Genomic DNA, 22,538 nt, shown 5'->3' with positions numbered 1-22,538 from the left:
AAACTATTTGTCCTTTCAATTCTGAACACGTTACTTGGAGATCACTATGAAATTTTCGCGACGGATATTCGTCTTGGCTACGAGTGCGGGACTTGCCCTGACGTTGAGTGCGTGTGGGGATGACGGCGCTGAATCGGCCGGGCCGGCGACGGCTGAGGAGCAGAGCACGACAACTGAAATCTCGCCTTCCACAACTCCGACAGCGAGCGCAGAAACATCTGCTGAGGTTCCGGCCGCCAACACGGATGCGACAGAGTATTTCGTCGATGGCGTCCTCGAAAGGGACGACGTGACGATCCGGATCACCGACGTGCGGAAGATCGCGGTAGGCGAGCCGGGAAATGAACACGGAGATACGCCCGTCATCGCGTTCTTCTACGACATCACCAACAAATCGGATGAGGGAGTGACCGCCAACTCGAAATGGATCTTCGCATTCGATGCTGTTCAGGACAACGATCCGAACATCGTGAACAAACTAGATGTGGCAGGGCATCCAGACCCGGCGACCCAGGACACCCAGTCGGCGGAAATCAAGCCGGGTGGCACTATTTCCAACGCCGTCGCTTATGAGCTCACCGATGAGACGACGCCCGTCGAGCTCATCGCAGACGACGACCTTGGCACCCAGACGTTCCCGATCCAGTGATCCCGATGGCCGCCGACCGGGATGGTGTCTAAGCCCCGTCCGGTGAGTCTGTCTCAGCCTCAATGTGTGCGGCGAGGTCGCCGACGGTCTGGAGGTTGTACACGACGTCGTCATAAAGCCGGACGCCGAAGGCGTCCTCCGCGCGCACGGCGATCTCGATCATCGACAGCGACGTGATGCCCAGCTCGCGCAGCTTCGCGTCCGGGGTGAGTGCCTCGGCCTCCAGTCCGGAGGCCTCCTCAATGATGCTGGCCAGTTCGGGAGAGATCATGACCACGATCCTAGATGATGGGGCTTTTAGGATCTTTTTAACTCGCCCCAGTCGGGAGGAAAACAGGAGAGGAGTAGAACCATCAGACCAGAATGAATTAGCCGGAAAAAATCCGGATGACATTTGGTCCACCAGACTGCTGCTTTGTCGTCCTCCTTAGTTTCTCTTCGTAGCAGGGAAGAGATACCGGTAGTCTGGAAATTTCTCCGAGACCGAGAGGCTAGAGAATAATGGCTGTTCATATCGTTCAGAAAGACGACGGAAGCTTCTGGGAGGTCGTCTACCAGGGGGGCACCATCGCATGGAACGCGCTCTCAGGCAGATCCGATGGATTCAGACCTGGGGGAGGGGATCCCACGCCGGCGCCTCGTCCACCGCATATGCCCATCCCTGGGCCACTCAGCTGTACGCTGCAGATCGCAGATTCGGGAGCTGCACTCTGGCAGACCTGGGAGCTCCGCCAGCAGCGCAAGTTTGTTGAGACTTCTCACGAACAGGCACAGAGAATCGAGTGGCTCACAGAAATGATGGGACGATGGGGGAGGGTCCATCGCGAAGGAAACGGTCTTGACCTTCGTAGCTCGGAGTACCTGGTTCGGGAAGTCGATGCTTTGATAGATGTGCTGGTGTCCAACAAGAAAGTGACACTGCCGCACACGCTTCTCTATGACCTTGACCTTGTCAGGGACTCCTTCCGGTCTATGCGATTGTTGCTTGCAGACCAGTTCCGTGCCCTCTTCTACAACGATGAGATTCACATTAAGCGATTGGTCCAAAAAGCTTTGCCAGGGCATTCACTGAATGTTGAATTCATTGAGCAGTTGATTGAAGAGCCGACAATTGAGTCACTGGCGACTACCAGATCCAAGCCAACCACTTCATCTGAAAAGAGTCTGCTGGAATCGATCAGATCTGAGAAAGATTTTCAGAGGACCTTGTTCCCCAGCACTGAGCTTGAGGTCTCCACGCCAGTCGAGGACCTGGATGAAGGGCCAGGTTCACCGGCCAAGTTGATGAAAAAAGTTGCCGATAAACTGGTGGGTCCGCTCCTCTGGCCGCGTGTCGCGGACGCAAAGGGAGATCTCGGTGAGAGGGCGCATGACTTCCGGGAACTAGTTCTCTTGGCCGCAGAGTTTCGCCGGATCCGCGCTCTGCATGACGCATGGCTCGCCGTAACGGTCATCGCTACCGAGAAGCTCGACGAACCCATCAGGGTCATAGTTTCCCCTGAAGGAGTTAGCGTCGAGCGTGGCGCGGACGATCGGTGGTTATTCTCCACAGCTGCGTCGCTGGGAAAACATGGAGAGCAGAAGGAACTCCACAGCAGAACGACGGAAGAATCCGACGAACCCCGGAAAGGTGACTTCACCTGACTGGGGCAGCGGACACTCAGGAAGTATCGAACAGGTAGCGTTTATGCCCATGACTTTTCCCCTGGCGCGCCCCCTGTCGCGCCTGCGCAGCTGGGCGCTGCAGCTGACGCCGAACGGCCGCCGCCGCCTGGCGCTGGAGATCGGCGCGCTGCACTCGGGCAGCCGCGAGCCGGGCCTGACGGGCATCGACCGCACCGGCACCGTCGACAGCGACGGCATCCGCATCCACTGGTACGAGTACGGCCCCGTGCGCCCCGACGCCCCCACCGTGCTCTTCCTCCACGGCTTCTCCATCCCCGCGGAATCCTTCTACCGCCAGGTCGACCATCTGCGTGCACGCTGGCCCTCCGCGCGGCTCCTGCTGCTGGACACCCGCGGACACGGCCAGACCGGTCGCGTCGACCCCGCCCGGTGCACCGTCGAGGGTGCCGCCGACGACGCCCTGGCGGTCCTGCGCGCCCGCGACGTCTGCGGACCCGTCATCCTGGTGGGCCACTCCCTCGGCGGGCTGGTGGCGCTGAACCTGGTGCGCCGTTGCCCACCGGAGCTCTGGGGCCGGATCGCCGGCATCGTCCTGGTGTCCACCTCCATCGAGGCGCTGGCCGATCAGGGCCTGCCTCAGCTCCTCGCCTCCCCGGTCGCCGACCAGGTCTACAACGCCGTGGAGACCCAGCCCGACGAGGCGAAGAAATTCCGCCAGCAGGCCGCCGCGATCCTGGCGCCGACGCTCGCGGTCGCCATTTTCCACCGGCGCATCGACTACGACATCATCCAGTTCCACGCCGCCATGATCCACGAGACTCCCCTGGAGACCTTCGTCGGATTCTTCGAGGACCTCCAGGTCCACGACGAACTCGCCGCCGGCCCCTACCTGCAGGGCATCCCCGGCTACGTCATCGCCGGTGAAAAGGACAACGTCACCCCGCTCGGCCAGGCCGAAAGGCTCATCGAGATCTGGCCCGAAGCCTGGCTGCAGACCGCCCCGGACGCCGGCCACATGATCCCCCTCGAGGCACCCGAGATCCTCAACGCCGCGATCGACCGGCTCCTGCTCCGGCTAGAGTGAGGTGTTGTGAAGGCTCTGGATCTGGTGAAGCAATGGCCCGTCGACAACTATGCCGCGGCGGTGATCGACGGCGATGACATCCACCGCATCGGCGACCTGGGCAAGGTCTTCGAGCTGATGAGCGTGACCAAACCCTTAAGCGCCTTCGGTTTCCTCATGGCCGTGGAGGAGGGCATCTTCGAGCTGGACACCCCGTTGGGCCCTTCGGGGTCAACTGTCCGCCACCTCCTGGCACACGCCTCCGGCGTCGGCTTCAACGAGGGCGATCGCGTGCGCGGGGTGGGGGAGCGCCGCATCTACTCCAACCACGGCTTCCAGATCCTTGCCGACGCCGTCTCCGAAGCCGCCGGCATGGACTTCGCCGAATACCTCCGCCAGGGCGTCATGGAACCCCTCGGCATGGAGTGGACCCGCCTGCGCGGCGCAGCCGGCTGGGAGGCCGAGGGCACCGCCCACGACCTGATCACCTTCCTCCTGGAACTGATGCACCCCACCCTCCTGCACCCCTCCACGCTTGCCGAGGCCACCACCATCCAGTTCCCCGACCTCGCCGGCATCGTCCCCGGCTACGGCATGATGAAACCCTGCCCCTGGGGCCTCGGCTTCGAGATCAAGGGCGCCAAGGACCCCCACTGGACCGGCCCCAACATGCCCGCCGACACCTTCGGGCACTTCGGCCAGTCCGGCACCTACATCTGGGTCGCCCCCGACACCGGCCGCGCCATGGTCGCGCTTACCGACCGCCCCTTCGGCGACTGGGCCAAACCCCTGTGGTCCGACACCAACGCCGCGATCTGGGAAGAGTTGGCCGGCTAGCTGCCCATCAGTCGGCTCCACAGGCTGTTCTGCGGAGGCGCCTGCTTCGTCGTCACGTTCAGCCCCGACCCCTTGATCGACCCCGTGAGCACCACCCGCGGCGCCCCCGGCAGGGGCTGGGTGGTCTGGATATTCACCGACGAGAACAGATCCTTGATCCGGTTCTCCACGTACACCCCCGGCGGCACGACGATCTCTATCGACGACATCGCCGCCTGAATCTCGAACGTGCACACCGGCGCCGCCGCGTTCGCCCGCCGCAGGTCCAGGTGCAGCGTCGACCCCGTCAACTTGAACATCGAATACTCGGGTACCGTCCACTCCCCGGTACGCCGGATGTTGCCCATCGTGGAGGCCGCCGGCTGCCCCTCCACCGGCATCACGTGCTGCGCGCCGGGCTGGGCCATGGGCACCGGCTGCTGGGGAGGTTGCTGGTGCTGCGGGGGCTGGGGCTGCTGGGGTGCGTAGTGGGTCAGGTACTGCGCCCGGATCCGGTCCAGCACCCCCTTGTCCTGCGTCGACCACACCACATTGCAGAGCCGGTCGAACTCCTCGAACTGCAGACGCCCCGCGCCCACCAGCCGGGTGAGGTCGGCCTGGAGCTGCTCGCGGTCCTCGTCGCGGGGCTGCCGGGGACGGTTCATGCTGGGGTTCATCGGGGGAGGTCTCCTTCAGTAGAACTCCCCTCAGGATAACCCCACGGGGGCCGGACCCGGGGCTTTGCAGGCTGCGCGGGAGACGGGGACACTCCGCGCCCCCCTTAAAGCCCGGGCAAACACCGCAGGGACTTCTTAAGGGGGGCATGAAGTGGATGGCCGGTGCCCGCCCCGCGGCCCGGGCCCGCCACCGCGGGAGACGGGGACACTCCGCGCCCCCTTAAGACCCGGGCAAACACCGCGAGGACTTCTTAAGGGGGCATGAAGTGGATGGGCGGGGCCCGCCCCGCGGCCCGGGCCAGGCTGCGCAAGGCCAGCCCGACCACGAGAAACCGCCCACCACGCCACCCCTCGAGGGGGAGGCGTGGTGGGCGGCTGCGACCAACCGGAAAGGCTAGACCACGGTCGGGTCGTCGAGCTGGTACTTCTCGGCGGCCTGGGCGGCCACGGAGATGTCGATCTTGCCCTCGCGGGCCAGACCCATGAGGACGGCGACGACGATGGACTCGGCGTCGATGTTGAAGTACCGGCGGGCGGCCGGGCGGGTGTCGGAGAAGCCGAAGCCGTCGGCGCCGAGGACGATGTACTCGCCCGGGACGAAGGCGCGGATCTGCTCCTGCAGGTCGGTGGCGAAGTCGGAGACCGCCACGTAGGTCTCGCCGTCGACCTGGTTGAGCTGCTTGGTGGCGAACGGGGTCTCGATCTCGGCACCCGGGTTGCGCAGCTGCTCCTTGTTCTTCGCGGCGCCGTCGCGGGCCAGTTCGACCCAGGAGGTGACGGAGAAGATGTTGGCCTGGATGTTGTAGTCCGCGGCCAGGATGTCGCGTGCCTTCAGGGCGGCGCTCATCCCGATGCCGGAGGCGAGGATGGACGCCTCGTGGCCCTCGACGCCGGCCTCGGAGGCCGGGGAGTAGAGGTAGATGCCCTTGTGCAGGCCCTCCACGTCGAGGTTCTCCGGCTCGGCCGGCTGGGAGACCGGCTCGTTGTACACGGTGAGGTAGTAGATGACGTTCTCGCCGCGGCCGGGGCCGTACATGCGGTCGATGCCCTCGTGGAGCAGGTGGGCGATCTCGTAGGAGAAGGCCGGGTCGTAGGAGACGACTCCCGGGTTGGTGGAGGCCAGGATCTGGGAGTGGCCGTCCATGTGCTGCAGGCCTTCACCGGTCAGGGTGGTGCGGCCGGCGGTGGCGCCGATGAGGAAGCCCCGGGCCATCTGGTCGGCGGCGGCCCAGATGCTGTCGCCGGTGCGCTGGAAGCCGAACATCGAGTAGAAGATGTACAGCGGGACCATCGGCTCGCCGTGGGTGGCGTAGGAGGAGCCGACGGCGATGAAGGAGGCCATGGAACCGGCCTCGTTGATGCCCTCGTGGAGGATCTGGCCGTCGGTGGCCTCGCGGTAGGACAGCATGAGGTCGTGGTCGACGGGCACGTAGTTCTGGCCGTGCGGGTTGTAGATTTTCAGGGTGGGGAACCAGGAGTCCAGGCCGAAGGTGCGGGCCTCGTCCGGGATGATCGGCACGACGCGCTTGCCCAGCTCCTTGTCGCGCATGAGCTCCTTGAAGGAACGCACGAGCGCCATGGTGGTGGCGACCTCCTGCTTGCCGGAGCCCTTGCGCACGGAGCGCAGCTTGTCCAGGTCGGGGACCTGCAGCGGGGTGTAGGTGCTGCGGCGCTCCGGGATGAAGCCGCCGAGCTCTTCGCGGCGCTTCTTCATGTACTGGACCTCCGGGGCGTCCTCGCCGGGGTGGTAGTACGGCGGGAGGTACGGGTCGGCGTCGAGAACCTCGTCGGGGATCGGGATGGACTGCTTGTCGCGGAAGGCCTTGAGGTCGTCGGCGGTCAGCTTCTTCATCTGGTGGGTCGCGTTGCGGCCCTCGAAGTTGTGGCCCAGGCCGTAGCCCTTGATGGTGAAGGCGAGGATGACGGTCGGCTTGTCCTTGGTCTCCAGGGCGCGCTTGTAGGCGGCGTGGACCTTGCGGTAGTCGTGGCCGCCGCGGGGCAGGGCCCAGATCTCCTCGTCGGTCATGTCCTCGACGAGCTTGAGGGTGCGCTCGTCGCGGCCGAAGAAGTGCTCGCGGACGTAGGCGCCGTCGTTGGCCTTGAAGGTCTGGTAGTCGCCGTCCGGGGTGGTGTTCATGACGGTGACCAGGGCGCCGTCCTTGTCCTTGGCCAGCAGTTCGTCCCACTCGCGGCCCCAGATGACCTTGATGACGTTCCAGCCGGCGCCCGTGAAGAAGGACTCCAGCTCCTGGATGATCTGGGTGTTGCCGCGGACGGGGCCGTCGAGGCGCTGCAGGTTGCAGTTGACCACGAAGGTGAGGTTGTCCAGGTTGTTCAGCGCGGCGTGCTGGATGAGGCCGCGGGACTCCGGCTCGTCCATCTCGCCGTCGCCGAGGAAGGCCCAGACATGCTGCTCGGAGGTGTCCTTGATGCCGCGGTTGTGCAGGTAGCGGTTGAATCGTGCCTGGTAGATCGCGTCCATCGGGCCCAGGCCCATGGAGACGGTCGGGAACTCCCAGAAGTCGGGCATGCCGTGCGGGTGCGGGTAGGAGGGGATGCCGTTGCCCTCGCCGCGGGAGACCTCCTGGCGGAAGCCGTCGAGGTCGTCCTCGCTGAGGCGGCCCTCGAGGAAGGCGCGGGCGTACATGCCGGGGGAGGCGTGGCCCTGGAAGAAGATCTGGTCGCCGCCACCCGGGTGGTCCTTGCCGCGCCAGAAGTGGTTGAAGCCGACCTCGTAGAGCGGGGCCGCGGAGGCGTAGGTGGAGATGTGGCCGCCGACGCCGATCTCGGGGCGCTGGGCGCGGTGCACCATGATGGCGGCGTTCCAGCGGATCCACCGGCGGAAGCGCTTCTCCATGTCCTCATCGCCCGGGAAGTCGACTTCCATGGTGGTGGGGATGGTGTTGACGAAGTCGGTGGAGGTCAGGTTCGGCAGCGGGACACGCTTGGCCGAGGCACGCTCCAGAAGACGCAGCATGAGGTAACGGGCGCGCTCCGGCGAGGACTCGGAGAGCAGGCCGTCGAGGGAATCCATCCACTCGCGGGTCTCCTCCGGGTCGTTGTCGTTCAGGTACGAGGCGACGCCGTCGCGGATCAAAGGGAAATTGGAGTCGTCCTTGGCGCCGTTAGCGTTCAGGTCTTCTGCCATGTCTAGCCTCCAGGTTTGTGGTGGTGAGGTGGAGCATCGGTCCTGCCGGTCAGGTGTTCCGGAAGGGCTCGAGTGTCTCATCAAGGATACGTGCATTCATCGGCCAAGGCCCGGCAGGGTACCTGCCAACCTTGTGAAGAAAACGGTGCCGTCACCGCCGTGCTTATCGACGCCCCCCTCGTGCCCGTATCTCGTGCTCACTTGTCGCACGCGGACTCCGTAGCCCGGAAAGATAGCCTGGGTTTGCGAATCGGGCGGTCCACCCCCGCCGGAATAACCTGGTGTGACCTTTACGAAATGATGAAAAGCCAGCGGTTACCTTGTATTCTGCCTAGCAGTAACCGATTCAGGTCGATTCCACAGGGGAATCGGCCTACAACAAGGAGGAAAACGCAGTGGTGGACGCTCCGGGCGTGGTGCACAAAGACGCCCAGGAATACGCACAGGTTCTCGGTGTCCGTGAAGGGATGACCGTCCAGGAAGTCGGCTGGGACGACGACTGTGATTCGAACATCTCCGAGGCAGTGGAAGACGCCGTCGGCGGGGAGCTGCTCGACGAGGACACTGATGAGCTCTGCGATCTCGTCCTCCTCTGGTGGCGCGAAGACGACGGCGACCTGGTGGACGGACTCGTCGACGCGATCCGGCCCCTGGCCGACAACGGCCGCATCTGGCTCCTGACCCCCGGCGCCGGCAAAGCGGGGACCATCGCCCCCGGCGAGATCTCCGAATCCGCGCAGCTCGCAGGCCTGGTGCAGACCAAGGCCGCCCGTCTGGGCAACTGGCAGGGCTCCTGCCTCGTGGCCAGCGGACCCCAGAAGTAAGTCGTTCCGGATCAGCGTGCTAAAGTTTCCGGAAGCGTGACCGGCAGGCACTTCCTGCCGGTCACTTTCCAGCGCTCTTAGCTCAGTTGGAAGAGCAACTGGTTTACACCCAGTAGGTCGGCGGTTCGAGCCCGTCAGAGCGCACAGCAAGCCGCCCGCCGGAGTCCCGGCGGGCGGCTTCTTCTATTCGGTAGCCGCCGGCTCGGGGTTCTCGGCGGCGAGCGCCTCGATGAGTTTGTCGTCGCTGTCGGCGGGAAGCCAGAGGGTGACCGGCTTCATGGCCGGGACGGCGTAGAAGGTGAACGCGTCGTAGCCCTCGGGGGCCACGCCCTCGAGGATGTCGGCCTCGACCAGGTCGTCGCCGAAGTCGGGGTCGATGTGGAAGGTGTGGTCGTGGACCGTCTGGTCCACGGTGTAGCGCAGGCTGCCGGTGGTGGGGGAGCCGGGGTCGGTCATGACGACGGGTTCGCTGATCGCCGTGCCGGCGTGCTCGGCCACGGTGGCGGCGAAACAGGTCAGGTCGGTGACGGACGTGCGGGTCAGTTCGTCCTCGTCGATGTGCACGCGCCCGAAGAGGGGGTTGCCGTCCTCGTCGACGTGGGTGAGCAGGGTGGAGAGGGGGCGGCGGTGGAAAGCGTCGGCGTCGAGGTCGCCGGGCGAGATCGCGGCGGAGGGCCGGAAGTCGTAGGCCGCGAGGGTCGACAGGCTACGCTCGAGGAGGTCCAGGTCAGTCTGGACGGGGGCCGGAGTCGTCTCGACGACCTTCCGGGTCCTGCTGCGCTGCTTCTTCCGGCTCTTCATGGGCTGCTCCTGCGTGTTCGTGGTGTCGGTGGGGTCCGTGGTGGCGCTCCTCGTAGAGGAGGCCCGCGAGGCGCGCCTCGGCGGCGGTGTCCTCGGAGGCGAAGATACGCGCGATCTCGTCCGCACGCTCCTCTGGTACCCACACGTGCACCGCGAAGTCGCCGGTGGCCACCCAGCGGTGCCCCTCGGGGGTGGCGTCCTTGCAGATCTGGCGGACGACCTCGGGATCGGCCCATTCGCCCTCCACCGCGACGTCGAGACGCACCGGCTCGCCGTCGAGGTGGTAATGGAGCTCGCCGACCGGCTGCTTGCTGAAGAAAGGCCCGAAGTGCAGGTCGCTGTGGACCTGCGTGAAGCGGTCGGTGCTTCCGGCGGCCTCGGCCACGCGCCACAGGAGGTTCACGTAAGCGTCGTTGGACTCCACACACTCCGGGTCGAAGTGGACGGTCCGGGGGAACACCGGCGTGCCGTCGTCCTCCCGCAGCCGCAGCAGAGCGCTGAGGTGCTCGAGGCGGAAACCCTCGGCGCCGTTGTAGAAGTCGAAGTCGATGTCGTCGACCGTGATCTCCCGCCGCGGCACGAACCCGAGCTCGGCGGCGTTGTCCATCGCCATGAGCAGGGTCTGCGCCGCCACCCGGGGGTCGCAGCACAGGTCCGCATGCTTTTCATCCGCCCGCCAGTGGCGGGGTGTGCGGGATCCTGCCGCGCGAGCGTCCACGATCCGCTCCGCGCCGGAAGTTCCGATCAGTCGGTTCCAGAAGCCCATGATTCCTATCCTGCGGAAACTAGTCGGGGTGACATTCCCAGCCTATCCCTCCACAGACAATTTTTCCTGGGCTTCGCCTGAGGATTGTCAGCGGCCGTCGCCGTAGCGCTCGCGCGTTCTTCTCGACGCCGCCGGAACCTCTGGCACCGCCGCCGTCTCCGCTTCCACGGGGGCACCGGGGGCGCCGACAAGCTCCTGCTCCTCGTCGCGCACGCGGCGGCGCTCACGGATCTCGGCCCAGATGAAGTAGCCCAGGCCGAGCGGGGCCATGATGCCGAAGGCGATCCACTGGAAGCCGTAGGACAGGTGCGAACCGCGGTCGAGCTTGGGCACCGGGATGGCGTTGAGCACGCCGGGCTGGTCGGCGGAGAGCTGCACGTAGCCCTCGGCGAGGTCCACTCCCACGACCTCGGAGATCTGCGGCGTGTTGATGCCGTAGACCTGTCGGTAGCCTTGGTCGGTCATGGGCTCGGAGAGCGGGACGGCCTCGTTGAAACGGGCGTGGCCGACGATGCTGGCCGGCCCGGCGGGGGCGTCGGTCATGTCGGGGACGTTGCCGTCCAGCGGAACGGTGAAACCGCGGTTGACCAGGATCGTCGCCCCGGAGTCGAGCTGGAAGGGGGTCAGGGCGTGGAAGGCGGGGGAGGAGTCGACCGGCCGCAGGCGCAGGAGGACCTCGGCGTCGGTGAGGTAGCGGCCCTCGAGGATGACGCGGCGCCACTCGTCCTCCGGGGCGATTGAGCCGCCCGGGCCGAAGACCTCTTCGGCGGGCACGGGGTCGACCTCGAAGGCGGCCTCGATCTGCTCGTTGCGCTCGACGATCTGGTCGTCCTTGCCCAACTGCCAGGGGGCGAGGAAGGAGAAGGCGGCGTAGGAGAACGCGATGATGGCCAGGAACATGAACACCCAGCCCGGTTTGAGGAAGGTCCTCCAACCCTTCCTACCCCGCCCGTGGACGCTTCCGTAACGCTGCCGTGTCGTGTTCATCAGAAGGACAGTGTACCCGCCGTGTCTACACTGCCCGGTTGCTCACCTGGATCGCCCCGCGGGCGAAGTTGAGCAGGCCCTCGACGGAGGCCTCGATCTCCCGGCGGGTCTGCCGGAAGCCTTCCGGCCCGCCGTAGTAGGGGTCGGCCACGGAGGCCTGTTCGGGGGCGGTGGGGTCGAAGCTGCGCAGCAGGCGGATCTTGCCCTCCGGCACCTCCCGGGCGAGGAGCTCGGCGACGTGCCCGGTGTCCAGGGCGACGATCAGATCGGCGGCGATGTCCTCGGGGCCCAGCTGGGAGGCGACGTGCTCGGAGCCGTCGTGGCCCGCGGCGCGCAGTTCGGCGACGGCGCGCTTGTCGGCGCCGTTGCCCACGTGCCAGCCGCCGATGCCGCAGGACGACACCCGGATGTGCGCGGCGAGGCCGAAGCGTTCCACCGCGTCGTGGAAGATCACCTCGGCCATGGGCGAGCGGCAGATGTTTCCGGTGCAGACGAAGTTGACGTGGTAACGCTCATCCTCGTTAGGCGAGCCAGTCATGGACGATCCCTTCCAGATCTTCGGGCGTGTGCGCGGTGTGTGCGGCGGTCGCCCACTCCGCGGGGGTTCCGTATCCCCAGGCGACGGCGACGGTGTCGATGCCGTGTTCGGCGGCACCCTCGATGTCGTGGGAACGGTCACCGATCATGAGGATATCTGACGTGTCAACACGCCAACCGTTCGTGGCGAGCACGTGCTCGATCACGGCCGACTTGCGGCGCCGGGGCCCGTCCTCCTGGGCGGCGCCGAGGAAGTCGATGTGCTCGAGGAAGCCCTCGCGCTCCAGGATCTGCCGGGCGAAGGACTCCCCCTTGGAGGTGGCGGTCGCCAGCGTCAGGCCCGCGGACTTCCACCGGCGCACCAGCTCGAGCGTGCCGGGGAAGGTGGCGGCGTCGGCCCAGCCGCCGCGGCGGGTGTACTCGAGGTAGATCTGCAGGCCCTCCTGCGCCAGCTCCTCACTCATGCCCAGGGAGCGCAGGGTGGTCTCCATCGGCGGGCCGGCGATGCGGTCGGTGAACTCCTGGTCCGGGTGGGGCCAGCCGAGCAGGTCGAGGGTGTGCCGGAATCCACGCTGGATGCCGGGGAGGGAATCGATGAGGGTGCCGTCGACGTCGAGAAGAAGAATGCTCACCGCCCCCAATGTGCCAGACAGGGCGGGAAACTGCCCGTCTACACTGAGGAGCCATGAGCACAGTCGCACAGATCCGGACGATCCTCGAGGCCGCCTACCCGCCCTCGCTCGCGGAGAGCTGGGACACCGTGGGCCTGGTCTGCGGCGACCCGGCCGACGAGGTCCGGCGGGTCGCCTTCGCCCTGGACTGCACCCAGGCCGTCGCCGAGGAGGCGGTGCGCATCGGCGCGCAGATGCTGGTGGTCCACCATCCGCTGCTCATGCGCGGCGTGACGTCCGTGGCGGCCGACACCCCGAAGGGGAAGGTCATCCACACCCTCATCAAGGGCGGGGTGGCGCTGTTCAGCGCGCACACCAACGCGGATTCGGCCCGCCCCGGCGTCAACGACCGCCTCGCCGAGCTGGTCGGCATCACTCCGGGCCGGCCGATCCTGCCGAAGTCCGGCGCCGCCGTGGATAAGTGGGGCGTGCACGTTCCCCCGGCCGACGCGGAGGCGCTGAAGGCGGCGCTCTTCGACGCCGGCGCCGGCGGGATCGGCAACTACCGCGGCTGCGCCTTCGACATTGAGGGCACCGGCCAGTTCACGCCCGTCGAGGGCGCCGACCCCACCGACGGCGAGGTCGGGGTGCCGCACCGGGCGGCTGAGCTGCGGGTCGAGTTCGTCGCCCCCGCTTCGCGACGCCGCGCCCTCATCGACGCCCTGCGAGCCGCCCACCCCTACGAGGAGCCGGCCTTCGACATCCTCGAGATGGCCGACACCTCGGATACCGCCCTGGCCCCGGGTCTGGGTAGAATCGGTGAGCTGCCTGAACCGATGACCCTGCGGGACTTCACCCAGCAGGTGGCCGACGCCCTGCCGCAGACCGAGTGGGGGGTCCGCGCCGCGGGCGACCCCGACGCGGTCATCCGCACCGTGGCGGTCAGCTCCGGGTCCGGCGACAGTTTCCTCGACGCGGTCCGCGGCCTGGGCGTCGACGCCTACGTCACCTCCGACCTGCGGCACCACCCCGTCGACGAGTACCTCCGGGCCGGCGGCCCGCCCGTCATCGACACCGCCCACTGGGCGAGCGAATTCCCGTGGGCCGCGCAGGCGGCGGGGATCGTCGGCGGGGAGGCGGGCGTCGAGACGCACGTCATCGACCTGCGCACTGACCCCTGGACCCTGTCCGCCCACGCAAGCAACGCCCACCCCAGCAAGTAGAAGGAACAACATGAAACTCGACCCCCAACAGCAGGCCGTCCTGCTCGAGCTGGCCAACACCGAACGATCCATGGACGTGGTGGGTGACGGGGCCTTCGTGACCCGGGAGCAGAAGGAGTACGAGCGCCTCGTCCAGGAGCAGCAGCGCATGCTCAACGCCTCGGCGGCCGCCCAGATGGCCGTCGACGACATGGAGGCGGAGATCCTGCGGATCCAGGAGGACGAGCGCAAGCTGCGCAAGCGCGAACGCGACGACAAGGCCCAGCTGGCGGCCGAGACCGACCCCGAACGCCGCCGCGAGCTCGAGCACGACCGCTACTCCGCGAAGTCACGGATCGCGGACCTCATGAGCGAGCTGGCGGAGTGCCACAACCAGGTCCACGCCCTGCGCAACAACCGCGAGGTCCACGGCGCCCAGTCCGATGAACTCACCCGCCAGGTCGAGGCTGCCAAGCGCTCCGCGGACTCCGCCAACGAGGCTGCCGCCGCCATCAAGGACCCGCAGACCCACATCGAGGAACTGCGCGCCCAGCTGCCCCAGGACGCCCTCGCCGAGTACGACGCCCAGAAGAACGACTCCGACGTCGGCGCCGCCGACTTCAACGGACGCACCTGCGGGGGCTGCTACATCGTGCTCTCCGGCATGGACCAGCAGCGCGTCAACCGCGCCCCCGCCGACGAGCTGCCCCACTGCCCCGAGTGCGGCACCTACCTCATCCGGAAGCAGGACTAGTGGCGGACCATAACCATGTGATCGTCTACGCCGACGGCGGCTCCCGCGGCAACCCGGGCACCGCCGGTTCCGGCACCGTCGTCTACGCCGCCGACGGGCGCACCGTTCTGCGCGAGATCGTCTACGTCGTGGGTAGGCGCGCCACCAACAATGTCGCCGAGTACCACGGCATGCTCCGCGGGCTGGAGGCCGCGCGCGACCTCGGCGCCCGCACGGTCGACGTGCACATGGACTCCAAGCTCGTCGTCGAGCAGATGAGTGGCCGGTGGAAGATCAAGCACCCCGACATGCAGGCGCTCGCACTCGAGGCCCGCCGCCTCGTGGACGGCTTCGACCGGGTCACCTTCACCTGGGTGCCGCGGGCGAAGAACTCCGCCGCCGACGCCCTGTCCAACACCGCCATGGACGCCGCGGCCGCCGGCCACGAGCCGGGCATCGTGGGCGGCGCCGAGGTTGCTTCCGAACCCGTTGACGCCGAGCCGGTTGGCCCTGAGTCGGGGGAGCGCGGCGCCGACGACTGCGAGATCGTCGCCACCGCCCAGTCGACCTCCGGCACCCCCTCCCACTGGACCGGCGCGACCTCCCCGCCGACCCGCTTCGTCCTGCTGCGCCACGGCCAGACGGAGATGTCCGCGGCGAAGCAGTACTCCGGCCACTCCGACCCCTCGCTCACCGAGGTGGGCCTGCAGCAGGCCGCCGCCGCGGCCCGGATGCTGCAGGGGCGCGGGGGCATCGACGCGATCGTCACCTCCCCGCTGACCCGCTGCGTGCAGACCGCCCGGGCCGCCGCGGACCTGCTCGGCCTCGAGGTGGAGATCATCGACGAGCTCATCGAGCAGGACTTCGGCGAGTGGGAGGGGCGGACCTTCGACGAGGCCCACGCCATGTCCCCCCACCTGCACGAGGAGTGGCTGTCCAACCCCACCGTCACCCCGCCGGGGGGCGAGTCCCTGCAGATCCTCCACAACCGCGTGAGCGGCGTGCGCCGGGAACTGCAGCAGCGTTACGAGTGCCGGACCGTGCTCGTGGTCAGCCACGTCACGCCGATCAAGTCCTTCATCCGGCAGGCACTCGACGCGGGGCCGCACGTGGTGTCGCGGATGTTCCTGGACCTGGCCTCACTCAGCGTGGTCGAGTTCTTCGGCGAGGAGGCCCGCGTCGGGTCGACGCTGCGCATCTTCAACGACACCGCGCACCTGCGCTGAAGGGCGGTCTGACCTGGGCTCTTCCGGAACGCGGGCGGGCGGAGTAAGGTTGGGCCTCGCGAATGAGTCGGCCGGGTGATCGCGGCCCCCTCACCACCCCGGGACCGGGGCAGGAGGGGGTCGAGGAAAGTCCGGACTCCACCGAGCACGGTGGTTGCTAACGGCAACCCGGGGTGACCCGCGGGCAAGTGCAACAGAAAGTAGACCGCCAGGCCGCTCCGGCGGCCGGGTAAGGGTGAAAGGGTGCGGTAAGAGCGCACCGGCGGGGCAGGTGACTGTCCCGGCCAGGTAAACCCCACCGGGAGCAAGGCATCATGGCCTGCCACGCCGCAGGCCGGATCGGACGTTCGAGGGCTGCTCGCCCGAGTCCGAAGGTAGCTGCTTGAGGCGGTCAGCGATGGCCCGCCCAGATGGATGATCACCGCCCCGTCAAGGGGTACAGAATCCGGCTTACAGGCCGACTCATTCGCCCTGTTCAGTGTGTTTCCCCGCCGCGGCGGCCCGCAACTGCCGTTCCACGGCCCCGCGCGCCGCTTCGATGTTGTCTGACGCGGTGCACACGCCCTGCCGCGCCGAGTAGCGCTCCCACTCCCGGCGGATCAGTTCGGCGACGACCTGGTCGGGGGAGCGGCCGGATTCGTCGGCCAGCATCTCCAGCTGGGCCAGATGCGTGTCGGAGAGGCGGAGGGGGAAGGTGTCGGCGGGCTGATCGGAACTCATGGGGCAATACCGTACCCGGCCCGGGCGCAGACCCGTAAGGTGTGTGTCATGTCACATTCCGTGACTGGAGACCGTGTCAGCGCGCGCCGAAGGAGAACCCGACCGTGTACCACAACCCCTTCTACACCCCCGAAGTCCAGGGCCAGCACGAGCTGATCAGCATCGGCCGGCTCGATCTCGAGCACGGCGGCTCCATCGAGGACTGCCAGCTGGCCGTGGCCACCCGGGGCACGCTCAACGAGGCGCGCGACAACACCATCCTCATCCCCACCTGGTTCACCGGCACGCACCAGGCGTGGCTGGACACCTACATCGGCCCCGAGCACGCGCTGGATCCGTCGAAGTACTTCATCGTCATCGTCAACCAGATCGGCAACGGCCTGTCCACCTCGCCGCACAACACGGGCGACGAGATGATCGCCATGTCCCGCTTCCCCTTCGTCACCATCGGCGACGACGTCGTCGCCCAGGAGCGGCTGCTGCGCGAGCACTTCGGCGTCACCGAACTCTTCGCCGTGGTCGGTGCGTCCATGGGAGCCCAGCAGGCCTACGAGTGGGCGGTGCGTTTCCCCGACCGCGTCCGCCGCGCCGCGCCGATCGCCGGCACCGCGAAGAACACCCCGCACGACTTCCTGTTCACCCAGGTGCTCATCGACGCCGTCACCTCCGACCCCGGATTCAACGGCGGGGAGTACGCCAGCAACAAAGAGGTCGTCGCGGGCCTCAAACACCACGCCCGCGTGTGGGCGGTCATGGGGCTGTCCACCGAGTGGTGGAAGCAGGAGGAGTGGCGTGCCCTCGGCTTCGAGACCCCGCAGCAGACCGTCGAGGAGTTCCTCGAGCCGATCTTCGCCGCCCTCGACCCGAACTCCCTGCTGGTCATGGGTCAGAAATGGCAGCACGGCGACGTGTCCCAGCATGCCGGGGGAGACCTCGCCCAGGCGCTCGGCCGGGTGCAGGCGAAGGTGTTCACCATGCCGATCAGCGAGGACATGTTCTTCCCCGTCCGCGACTGCGCCGCCGAGTCGGAGCTGATCCCCGACGGAGAGCTGCGCGTCATCGACGACGTCGCCGGACATTTCGGCCTCTTCGGTTTTGTCCCCTCCTACATGGAGCAGGTCAACCGGAACCTGGCGGAACTGTTCGCATCCTGAGAAAAGCGGGGCTGTGTAAGAATGGGGCGTCATGAAGCTATATGCAGCGCCCCTGAACTTCCGTGGCATCGCCGAGGAATTCGACGTGCCCACCGAATTCCCGCCGGAGCTCCGCGCCGACGCCGGGGCCGCGGGGGACCGGTTCGGGGCCGTGCGCCGGGACGCGCGCGACGTCCCCCTGGTCACCCTCGACCCGGTCGGCTCGATGGACCTGGATCAGGCGCTGTACCTGGAGCGCCGCGCCAGGGGCTACCGGGTCCTCTACGCCATCGCCGACGTCGCCGCCTTCATCGAACCCGGCAGCCGCCTGGAAGCTGAATCGCTGCGCCGCGGGCAGACCATCTACCTCCCCGACGAGCCGGCCCGGCTGCATCCGGCGGAGCTGTCCGAGGATTCCGCCTCCCTGCTCCCGGACGTCGACCGCCCCGCCGTCCTGTGGACCTTCGACCTCGACGATGCCGGCGAGGTCGAGAAATTCCACGTCGAACGGGCCCTGGTCCGCTCGCACGCCCGGCTCAACTACGAAGACGTCCACGCCGACTACCTCGCCGGCGGCATGCACCCCTCCCTAGCACTGCTCCCGGAGGTCGGCCAGCTCCGGGAGGTCTCCGCGCTCCGCCGCCACGCCATCAACCTGCGCCTGCCCGCCCAGCGCGTCCGGGACCTCGGGGACGGCACCTACGAACTCACCGTCGAACCCCGGCACGAGGTCATGGACTGGAACTCCGAGATCTCCCTGCTCACCGGCATGTGCGCCGGCTCCCTCATGGTCGAGCACGGCGCCGGGCTCCTGCGGACCCTGCGGCCCGCCACCCCCGAATCCGAGGACACCTTCCGCGCCGAGGCCCGCGCCCTGGGCTACGAGCTTTCCGACGACCTTGAGATCGGTGAATTCCTCCAGCTCGCCGACGCCACCGACGCCCGCGGCATGGCCGTCATGCGCGAGGCCCAGAAACTGCTCCGCGGCTCCGGCTACGTCAGTCTCGCCGACGGGGAAGCTGAGGTCCACGCCGGGATCGGCGGCCACTACGCCCACGTCACCGCACCGCTGCGCCGCCTCGTCGACCGCTTCGCCACCGAATACTGCCTGGCCATCTGCGCAGGTCAGGACATCCCGGCCTGGGTGACCGAGCGCGCCGGCGACGTCATCGAGTCCATGCAGCGGACCTCCCAGCTGGCCGGCACCGTCGACCGGGCGTGCCTCGACCTGACCGAAGCCACCGTCCTGGCGCCCTGGGTCGGGCACAACTTCGATGCGGTGATCCTCACCTCCGACGCCGAGCGCGACCAGGCCCGGATCTTCGTCCCCCGTCCCCCTGTCCTGGCCAACGCCCTCGGCCACCCGGAGCAGGGCACCACCACGAGCGTCTCCCTCGTCCGCGCGGACGTCGGGACCCGCGACGTGGCCTTCGCCTGGCCGGCGGACTGAGCCCTAAGGCTCCTGCTTCTCGACGCCCGCGACCCGGCCCCGCCCCAACCGCACCAGGACGAGTCCGTCCTCGGAGAGGTCGCGCGCGAAGTTCTCCGCGTGCCGGCCCTGGACACCGGCGATGACGCCCTCGACGTTGCCCGCCGACGCGGCCCGGGCGCCCAGCGCACCGCGCATCAGGCACAGCTGCACCATCGCTTCTGAACCCGGCAACCCGTACGGGCCGGTCAGACCGGACTGGGACTGGGCGAGCAGCGGCCAGACGTCGGCCATCCGGCGCGAACGCAGCGCGCGCGCCAGCTGCTGCGCCCGGGCCGTCTCGTGCTCCTCAAACGCCAGCCACGCCGCGGCCTCGCCGACCGACGGGGTGCCCTCCGTGCCGTGCACCCGGTGGACCGCGGTCAGCCACTCGACGACGCGCTGCGGGGCGTCGGGAAGCAGCCGCAACGACTCCGTGCCGAAGGCGTGGCAGGCGTCCTCCATGAAACTCCGCCGTCGGGCGATCTCACCCGAACGCCTCGTCCGCGCGCCGTCCACCGAGATGGCGAAGAACTCGAGGGCCGCGGACTGCGGGTGGGGGGCCTGGGTGACGGAACCGTCGGCGTAGTCGATGACGGACACCGCATCCCGCGACCCGCGCAGCGCCACGGTGTGCCGGGCCCGCAGCGGCGGGGCGGGGGAGAACATCTCCGCCGCCTGGCTGCACACCTCGGCCAGGCGGGTGCGCACGGGGGCGTCGTCGAGGTCGGGCGCGTCGCCGAGCAGAGCCAGCACGAAGGCCGCGTCCAGGGCGGCTTCATCGCCGAGCCCCATGCCGTCCGGGATGTCGGTGACCACGGTGACGTCCAGGCCGCCGGTGTCCCGGGAGAGCAGCTGGCGGTGGATCAGAGTCCACACGATGCCCCCCAACCGGACCGCGGGCCCCGTCTCCGGGGCGGGCGGCGCGTCCGGGCGCCCGCGGTCGTCGACGCCCGATTGACGCGCGGCGGCCAGCTCCGCGACGACTCCCATGCTCACCTGGTCATCGCTGTGCCGCACCCCGCCGGGCGTGGTCCGGTTCACCGTCACCTTCAGCAGATCGTCGTTGCGCGGGGATAACGCCACGGCAACCTCCGGCTCCGCCAGCGCGGCGAGCACCACGCCACCGGAGTGGTCCACGTGCTCGCCGATGAGGAGCCACGTCGCCGGGGCGTGGGCCACCCGGTCGGGATCCGCTCCCACCTCTTCCCGGTGGGCGGCGCGCGCACGGTCGGCGGCGGAAGTCTCGGCTGTGGGCCACATCGGCATGGTGGTTGTGCTCCTTACACTCGTGTCATCCCTCACTTTAGTCCCCGCCCTGCTGGACTGAGGGCGGGTAGCCTGGGATGCATCAATCGGACAGTCTCACCGAAGGAGGAAAGCATGACCCCCGAAGACGAGAAATGGTATTTCGACCCCAAGACCGGTCGAGTGACCCAGGGCAAGGAAGGCGCCTGGGACGACCGCATGGGACCCTACGACACCCGTGAGGAAGCCGCCCACGCCCTGGAGACGGCCGCCGCGCGCCGGGCAGCAGCCGACGCGGAAGACGCCGCCGAGGACGACTGGGGCAAGCCCGCCGCCTGGGATCCCACCACGAAGTAGCTCCGTCGCAGGCCCCCGAGCAGGTGGCCCCGCCGTCCGGGAATCCGGCTGGCGGGGCCACCTGCGCTACTTCTGCTTCTTCTCCTCTTTGCGGTCTTTCCGGTTCTTCTTCTTGGCCTGCTCCTTGGCATTCTTCGTCAGCCGCTCGTACGCGGACCTGATGGCCTTGACCTCTTCCGAGTACTCCTCGAGCGACTTCAGGCCGATGGCGCGTTCGCGCTGGTAGAGCAGCCCGTAACCGAAGGTGTCCTCCCCGCGCCGGCGGGCGGCGTCCGCCATCTGCACGAGCCTGTCGCGGGAGGTCACCGCGTCCTGGAAATCGCCCAGACTGGACTGCATCTGCTTGCAGGCGTTGTACAGGCGCTTGGTCTTCAGCGAGGTTGCCGCCCCGACGGCCTCCGCGGCGTAGCGCAGCTTCTTCGCGGACTTGCGCATGTCGTGGAAGTAGTCCTCGCGCTGGTGCAGCGTGAGCTCGGGGTTCTCCCAGTTCTCCACCGCCTTGCGGTGCCGCTTTATCAGCCGCTGGTAGGCCTCCTCCAGATGCTCGGAGAGGATCGCCTCGACCTCCTCCGCGGTCTGCGGCTGCGGTGCAACGGTCTCGGCAACTTCTTCTTCGGGGGCGACCTCGGCGACGGGCTCCCCGGTCTCCGCCTCATCCCCGGCGGGCAGGTCGGCGGCTGGCTGCTCCGTATCGTCAGCCTCATCCACCTTCTCGGGAGTGCCCGGGCCGGCGGCGTGGGCGCCGACGACCGGCGGATCGGCGAGGAGGCTGTCGATGGCGTCCAGCAGATCGAGGTAGCGGTCGGAGTTCAGGGTGGCGATGACCCGGCGGTGGGCGCGGCGGTACTCCGTACCCATGTCCTCCCGGAGGTGCCCCCGGGTGGTCTCGTCGAGGATGTCGGAATCCTCCGAGTCCAGCAGGCGGAGGAAACGTTCCTCCACGACCTCCGCGTCGCGGGCGTAACCCAGCATGCTGGCCAGGAGCTTCAGTTCGGACTCGATGTACTCGAGTTCCTCGCCGCCGAGGATCCCGTTGAAGGTCTCCATGTGGCTGCGCAGTTCCCGGGTGGCCACGCGCATCTGGTGGACCGAGTCCCACTCGTCGCGGCGCACCTTCGGGTCGTACTCATGCAGTTTGTCCCGGTTGAGCTTGAGCGCCGCGACGACCGCGGCGGCCGGGGAATCGGGATCGACGTCGGCGTCCACGAGGAAGGGCGGCAGCGGAGCCTGGTGGACGGAGTCGCCGAGAGCCATGACCAGCTTGGCGGGGGAGGAGGAGACCCGGGCGCCGGCGCTGATGAACAGCTGGGTGGCGGAATGCAGGATGTTCTCCCCCTGCTCGGTGCCGGGGGTCTCCCCGGCGAGCTCGATCTCCCATTCCCGCCAGGAGGAGGGCGAACCGCCGGGCAGCAGGGACCAGGCCGAGACGTGGTCGTCGCAGAACTCGGCCAGCGGACGGCCTTCCGCGTCAGCGAGCACCGACTCCACCCGCTCATTGTCCACCTGCGCGATGGGCTGCAACTCCTCCCGCCGGACGAGGGCACGGACCTGGGAGAGGATCTCCTCCGGCACCTGGTACAGACCGTCCACGGGCTCCCCCAGGTCGGCGTGAACCTCCAGGCGGCCGGCGACGGCCGGCAGCTTGAGGTGCCACCCGTCGTCGTCCCCGCCTTCGCGGCGGCGCAGGGTGATCCGCGAGCGGGTGAGGCGCAGGTCGGTGGTGTCGTAGTAGATGGCGGACATCCGGTGGGTCTTGGTCGAGGCGATGGCCTCCACCCCCGCCAGCCGTGTCAGGTCTGGCACCACGGCGGTGTCGACCACGGCGAACTTTGCTTCTACCTCTAGGAAAGTGCGGGTGGACATGGTGGGTTCCTCCGGAATCTGCGCTGCGAGAACAATGCTCAGGGAATGACACCTGATGCCTACAACCTACCGCCACAGGAAGC

The 22,538-nt window shown here is 67.9% G+C and carries 22 protein-coding genes, 1 tRNA gene and 1 other RNA gene; 13 read left to right on the top strand and 11 right to left on the bottom strand.

Annotated elements, in window-relative coordinates:
• The first annotated feature begins 46 nt into the window (after positions 1-46).
• Positions 47-649, top strand: a complete 603-nt coding sequence (locus B840_RS13120; protein WP_042622652.1) for a DUF5067 domain-containing protein — start codon at positions 47-49, stop codon at positions 647-649.
• Positions 650-677: 28 nt separating this feature from the next.
• On the opposite strand, the gene B840_RS08725 is transcribed toward B840_RS13120, so the two are convergent.
• Positions 678-920 carry an acyl carrier protein gene (locus B840_RS08725; RefSeq protein ID WP_042621836.1) on the bottom strand — a complete coding sequence of 81 codons (243 nt, stop codon included), beginning with the start codon at positions 918-920 and terminating at the stop codon, positions 678-680.
• Between the two features lie 230 nt (positions 921-1,150).
• On the opposite strand from B840_RS08725, the gene B840_RS08720 reads away from it, so the two are divergent.
• Genes B840_RS08720 through B840_RS08710 form a run of 3 tightly spaced genes read left to right on the top strand, consistent with a single transcriptional unit; the run spans position 1,151 to position 4,175 of the window.
• Positions 1,151-2,293 (top strand): hypothetical protein, encoded by a 1,143-nt coding sequence (locus B840_RS08720; RefSeq protein ID WP_156971878.1) that lies wholly within the window; start codon positions 1,151-1,153, stop codon positions 2,291-2,293.
• Between the two features lie 49 nt (positions 2,294-2,342).
• Positions 2,343-3,359 (top strand): alpha/beta fold hydrolase, encoded by a 1,017-nt coding sequence (locus B840_RS08715; RefSeq protein ID WP_156971877.1) that lies wholly within the window; start codon positions 2,343-2,345, stop codon positions 3,357-3,359.
• 6 nt (positions 3,360-3,365) lie between these two features.
• A complete protein-coding gene (locus B840_RS08710) occupies positions 3,366-4,175 on the top strand; it encodes a serine hydrolase domain-containing protein (protein WP_042621834.1) in 810 nt (269 codons plus the stop codon).
• Here the strand turns inward: B840_RS08710 and B840_RS13815 are convergent.
• Together B840_RS13815 and aceE are read right to left on the bottom strand one after the other, a co-directional pair.
• Positions 4,172-4,831: a DUF1707 domain-containing protein gene (locus B840_RS13815; protein WP_229676599.1), complete on the bottom strand. Its 660-nt coding sequence runs from the start codon at positions 4,829-4,831 to the stop codon at positions 4,172-4,174. The two genes, B840_RS08710 and B840_RS13815, sit on opposite strands and share 4 nt — an antisense overlap.
• 394 nt (positions 4,832-5,225) lie before the next feature.
• Positions 5,226-7,979 carry a pyruvate dehydrogenase (acetyl-transferring), homodimeric type gene (gene aceE, locus B840_RS08700; RefSeq protein WP_042621833.1) on the bottom strand — a complete coding sequence of 918 codons (2,754 nt, stop codon included), beginning with the start codon at positions 7,977-7,979 and terminating at the stop codon, positions 5,226-5,228.
• 395 nt (positions 7,980-8,374) lie between these two features.
• On the opposite strand from aceE, the gene B840_RS08695 reads away from it, so the two are divergent.
• Together B840_RS08695 and B840_RS08690 are read left to right on the top strand one after the other, a co-directional pair.
• Positions 8,375-8,803 carry a DUF3052 domain-containing protein gene (locus tag B840_RS08695; protein WP_042621832.1) on the top strand — a complete coding sequence of 143 codons (429 nt, stop codon included), beginning with the start codon at positions 8,375-8,377 and terminating at the stop codon, positions 8,801-8,803.
• A 71-nt stretch (positions 8,804-8,874) separates the two neighbouring features.
• Positions 8,875-8,947, top strand: a tRNA-Val gene (locus tag B840_RS08690).
• Between the two features lie 39 nt (positions 8,948-8,986).
• Here the strand turns inward: B840_RS08690 and B840_RS08685 are convergent.
• From B840_RS08685 to B840_RS08665, 5 genes are all read right to left on the bottom strand, one after another.
• Positions 8,987-9,604 (bottom strand): hypothetical protein, encoded by a 618-nt coding sequence (locus tag B840_RS08685; protein WP_042621831.1) that lies wholly within the window; start codon positions 9,602-9,604, stop codon positions 8,987-8,989.
• Positions 9,531-10,370 carry a hypothetical protein gene (locus B840_RS08680; protein ID WP_042621830.1) on the bottom strand — a complete coding sequence of 280 codons (840 nt, stop codon included), beginning with the start codon at positions 10,368-10,370 and terminating at the stop codon, positions 9,531-9,533. Before B840_RS08680 ends, B840_RS08685 begins: the two co-directional genes overlap by 74 nt.
• Positions 10,371-10,457: 87 nt before the next feature.
• The gene (locus tag B840_RS08675) at positions 10,458-11,357 is read right to left on the bottom strand and encodes an SURF1 family cytochrome oxidase biogenesis protein (RefSeq protein WP_042621829.1); all 900 of its coding nucleotides are present in this window, start codon (positions 11,355-11,357) and stop codon (positions 10,458-10,460) included.
• A gap of 25 nt (positions 11,358-11,382) precedes the next feature.
• Positions 11,383-11,895 (bottom strand): low molecular weight protein-tyrosine-phosphatase, encoded by a 513-nt coding sequence (locus B840_RS08670; RefSeq protein WP_042621828.1) that lies wholly within the window; start codon positions 11,893-11,895, stop codon positions 11,383-11,385.
• A complete protein-coding gene (locus B840_RS08665; RefSeq protein WP_084602894.1) occupies positions 11,879-12,526 on the bottom strand; it encodes an HAD hydrolase-like protein in 648 nt (215 codons plus the stop codon). The genes B840_RS08670 and B840_RS08665 overlap by 17 nt, the downstream gene beginning before the upstream one ends.
• 53 nt (positions 12,527-12,579) lie before the next feature.
• On the opposite strand from B840_RS08665, the gene B840_RS08660 reads away from it, so the two are divergent.
• The 4 genes from B840_RS08660 (at position 12,580) to rnpB (ending at position 16,135) form a co-directional block, all read left to right on the top strand.
• Positions 12,580-13,728, top strand: coding sequence for a Nif3-like dinuclear metal center hexameric protein (locus B840_RS08660; protein ID WP_042621826.1), 1,149 nt, complete (start codon positions 12,580-12,582; stop codon positions 13,726-13,728).
• Positions 13,729-13,738: 10 nt separating this feature from the next.
• Positions 13,739-14,461, top strand: a complete 723-nt coding sequence (locus tag B840_RS08655; RefSeq protein WP_042621825.1) for a zinc ribbon domain-containing protein — start codon at positions 13,739-13,741, stop codon at positions 14,459-14,461.
• Positions 14,461-15,666, top strand: coding sequence for a bifunctional RNase H/acid phosphatase (locus B840_RS08650; RefSeq protein ID WP_229676600.1), 1,206 nt, complete (start codon positions 14,461-14,463; stop codon positions 15,664-15,666). The genes B840_RS08655 and B840_RS08650 overlap by 1 nt, the downstream gene beginning before the upstream one ends.
• Before the next feature lie 63 nt (positions 15,667-15,729).
• An RNA gene (gene rnpB / locus B840_RS12985) (RNase P RNA component class A) lies at positions 15,730-16,135 on the top strand.
• Here rnpB and B840_RS08645 read toward each other — a convergent pair.
• Positions 16,129-16,386 carry a hypothetical protein gene (locus B840_RS08645; protein ID WP_042621824.1) on the bottom strand — a complete coding sequence of 86 codons (258 nt, stop codon included), beginning with the start codon at positions 16,384-16,386 and terminating at the stop codon, positions 16,129-16,131. The genes rnpB and B840_RS08645 overlap by 7 nt on opposite strands.
• A gap of 104 nt (positions 16,387-16,490) precedes the next feature.
• Between B840_RS08645 and B840_RS08640 the strand changes: the two genes are divergently transcribed.
• A complete protein-coding gene (locus B840_RS08640) occupies positions 16,491-17,540 on the top strand; it encodes an alpha/beta fold hydrolase (protein WP_042621823.1) in 1,050 nt (349 codons plus the stop codon).
• A 31-nt stretch (positions 17,541-17,571) separates the two neighbouring features.
• The gene (locus tag B840_RS08635) at positions 17,572-18,969 is read left to right on the top strand and encodes an RNB domain-containing ribonuclease (RefSeq protein ID WP_042621822.1); all 1,398 of its coding nucleotides are present in this window, start codon (positions 17,572-17,574) and stop codon (positions 18,967-18,969) included.
• A 3-nt stretch (positions 18,970-18,972) separates the two neighbouring features.
• Here the strand turns inward: B840_RS08635 and B840_RS08630 are convergent, their stop codons facing one another.
• Entirely contained in the window at positions 18,973-20,256 is a 1,284-nt protein-coding gene (locus B840_RS08630) for a galactokinase family protein (protein WP_042621821.1), read from the bottom strand.
• A gap of 114 nt (positions 20,257-20,370) precedes the next feature.
• Here B840_RS08630 and B840_RS08625 point away from each other — a divergent pair, with 114 nt between their 5' ends.
• A complete protein-coding gene (locus tag B840_RS08625; protein WP_042621820.1) occupies positions 20,371-20,592 on the top strand; it encodes a hypothetical protein in 222 nt (73 codons plus the stop codon).
• Between the two features lie 66 nt (positions 20,593-20,658).
• Here the strand turns inward: B840_RS08625 and B840_RS08620 are convergent, their stop codons facing one another.
• Entirely contained in the window at positions 20,659-22,455 is a 1,797-nt protein-coding gene (locus tag B840_RS08620) for a CYTH and CHAD domain-containing protein (RefSeq protein WP_042621819.1), read from the bottom strand.
• Positions 22,456-22,538: the final 83 nt, after the last annotated feature.

The organism is Corynebacterium marinum DSM 44953, assembly GCF_000835165.1.
Taxonomy (GTDB): Bacteria; Actinomycetota; Actinomycetes; order Mycobacteriales; family Mycobacteriaceae; genus Corynebacterium; species Corynebacterium marinum.
The sequence above is the reverse complement of the archived record's forward strand: the minus strand, read 5'-3'. Positions and strand labels throughout refer to the sequence as shown.

What these genes read in the sequence shown, in the direction of transcription:
- B840_RS13120 (WP_042622652.1), top strand. Translation starts at nt 47, where the DNA reads ATGAAATTTTCGCGACGGATATTCGTCTTGGCTACGAGTGCGGGACTT.
- B840_RS08725 (WP_042621836.1), bottom strand. Translation starts at nt 920, where the DNA reads ATGATCTCTCCCGAACTGGCCAGCATCATTGAGGAGGCCTCCGGACTG.
- B840_RS08720 (WP_156971878.1), top strand. Translation starts at nt 1,151, where the DNA reads ATGGCTGTTCATATCGTTCAGAAAGACGACGGAAGCTTCTGGGAGGTC.
- B840_RS08715 (WP_156971877.1), top strand. Translation starts at nt 2,343, where the DNA reads ATGACTTTTCCCCTGGCGCGCCCCCTGTCGCGCCTGCGCAGCTGGGCG.
- B840_RS13815 (WP_229676599.1), bottom strand. Translation starts at nt 4,831, where the DNA reads ATGAACCCCAGCATGAACCGTCCCCGGCAGCCCCGCGACGAGGACCGC.
- aceE (WP_042621833.1), bottom strand. Translation starts at nt 7,979, where the DNA reads ATGGCAGAAGACCTGAACGCTAACGGCGCCAAGGACGACTCCAATTTC.
- B840_RS08685 (WP_042621831.1), bottom strand. Translation starts at nt 9,604, where the DNA reads ATGAAGAGCCGGAAGAAGCAGCGCAGCAGGACCCGGAAGGTCGTCGAG.
- B840_RS08680 (WP_042621830.1), bottom strand. Translation starts at nt 10,370, where the DNA reads ATGGGCTTCTGGAACCGACTGATCGGAACTTCCGGCGCGGAGCGGATC.
- B840_RS08675 (WP_042621829.1), bottom strand. Translation starts at nt 11,357, where the DNA reads ATGAACACGACACGGCAGCGTTACGGAAGCGTCCACGGGCGGGGTAGG.
- B840_RS08670 (WP_042621828.1), bottom strand. Translation starts at nt 11,895, where the DNA reads ATGACTGGCTCGCCTAACGAGGATGAGCGTTACCACGTCAACTTCGTC.
- B840_RS08660 (WP_042621826.1), top strand. Translation starts at nt 12,580, where the DNA reads ATGAGCACAGTCGCACAGATCCGGACGATCCTCGAGGCCGCCTACCCG.
- B840_RS08655 (WP_042621825.1), top strand. Translation starts at nt 13,739, where the DNA reads ATGAAACTCGACCCCCAACAGCAGGCCGTCCTGCTCGAGCTGGCCAAC.
- B840_RS08645 (WP_042621824.1), bottom strand. Translation starts at nt 16,386, where the DNA reads ATGAGTTCCGATCAGCCCGCCGACACCTTCCCCCTCCGCCTCTCCGAC.
- B840_RS08635 (WP_042621822.1), top strand. Translation starts at nt 17,572, where the DNA reads ATGAAGCTATATGCAGCGCCCCTGAACTTCCGTGGCATCGCCGAGGAA.
- B840_RS08630 (WP_042621821.1), bottom strand. Translation starts at nt 20,256, where the DNA reads ATGCCGATGTGGCCCACAGCCGAGACTTCCGCCGCCGACCGTGCGCGC.
- B840_RS08625 (WP_042621820.1), top strand. Translation starts at nt 20,371, where the DNA reads ATGACCCCCGAAGACGAGAAATGGTATTTCGACCCCAAGACCGGTCGA.
- B840_RS08620 (WP_042621819.1), bottom strand. Translation starts at nt 22,455, where the DNA reads ATGTCCACCCGCACTTTCCTAGAGGTAGAAGCAAAGTTCGCCGTGGTC.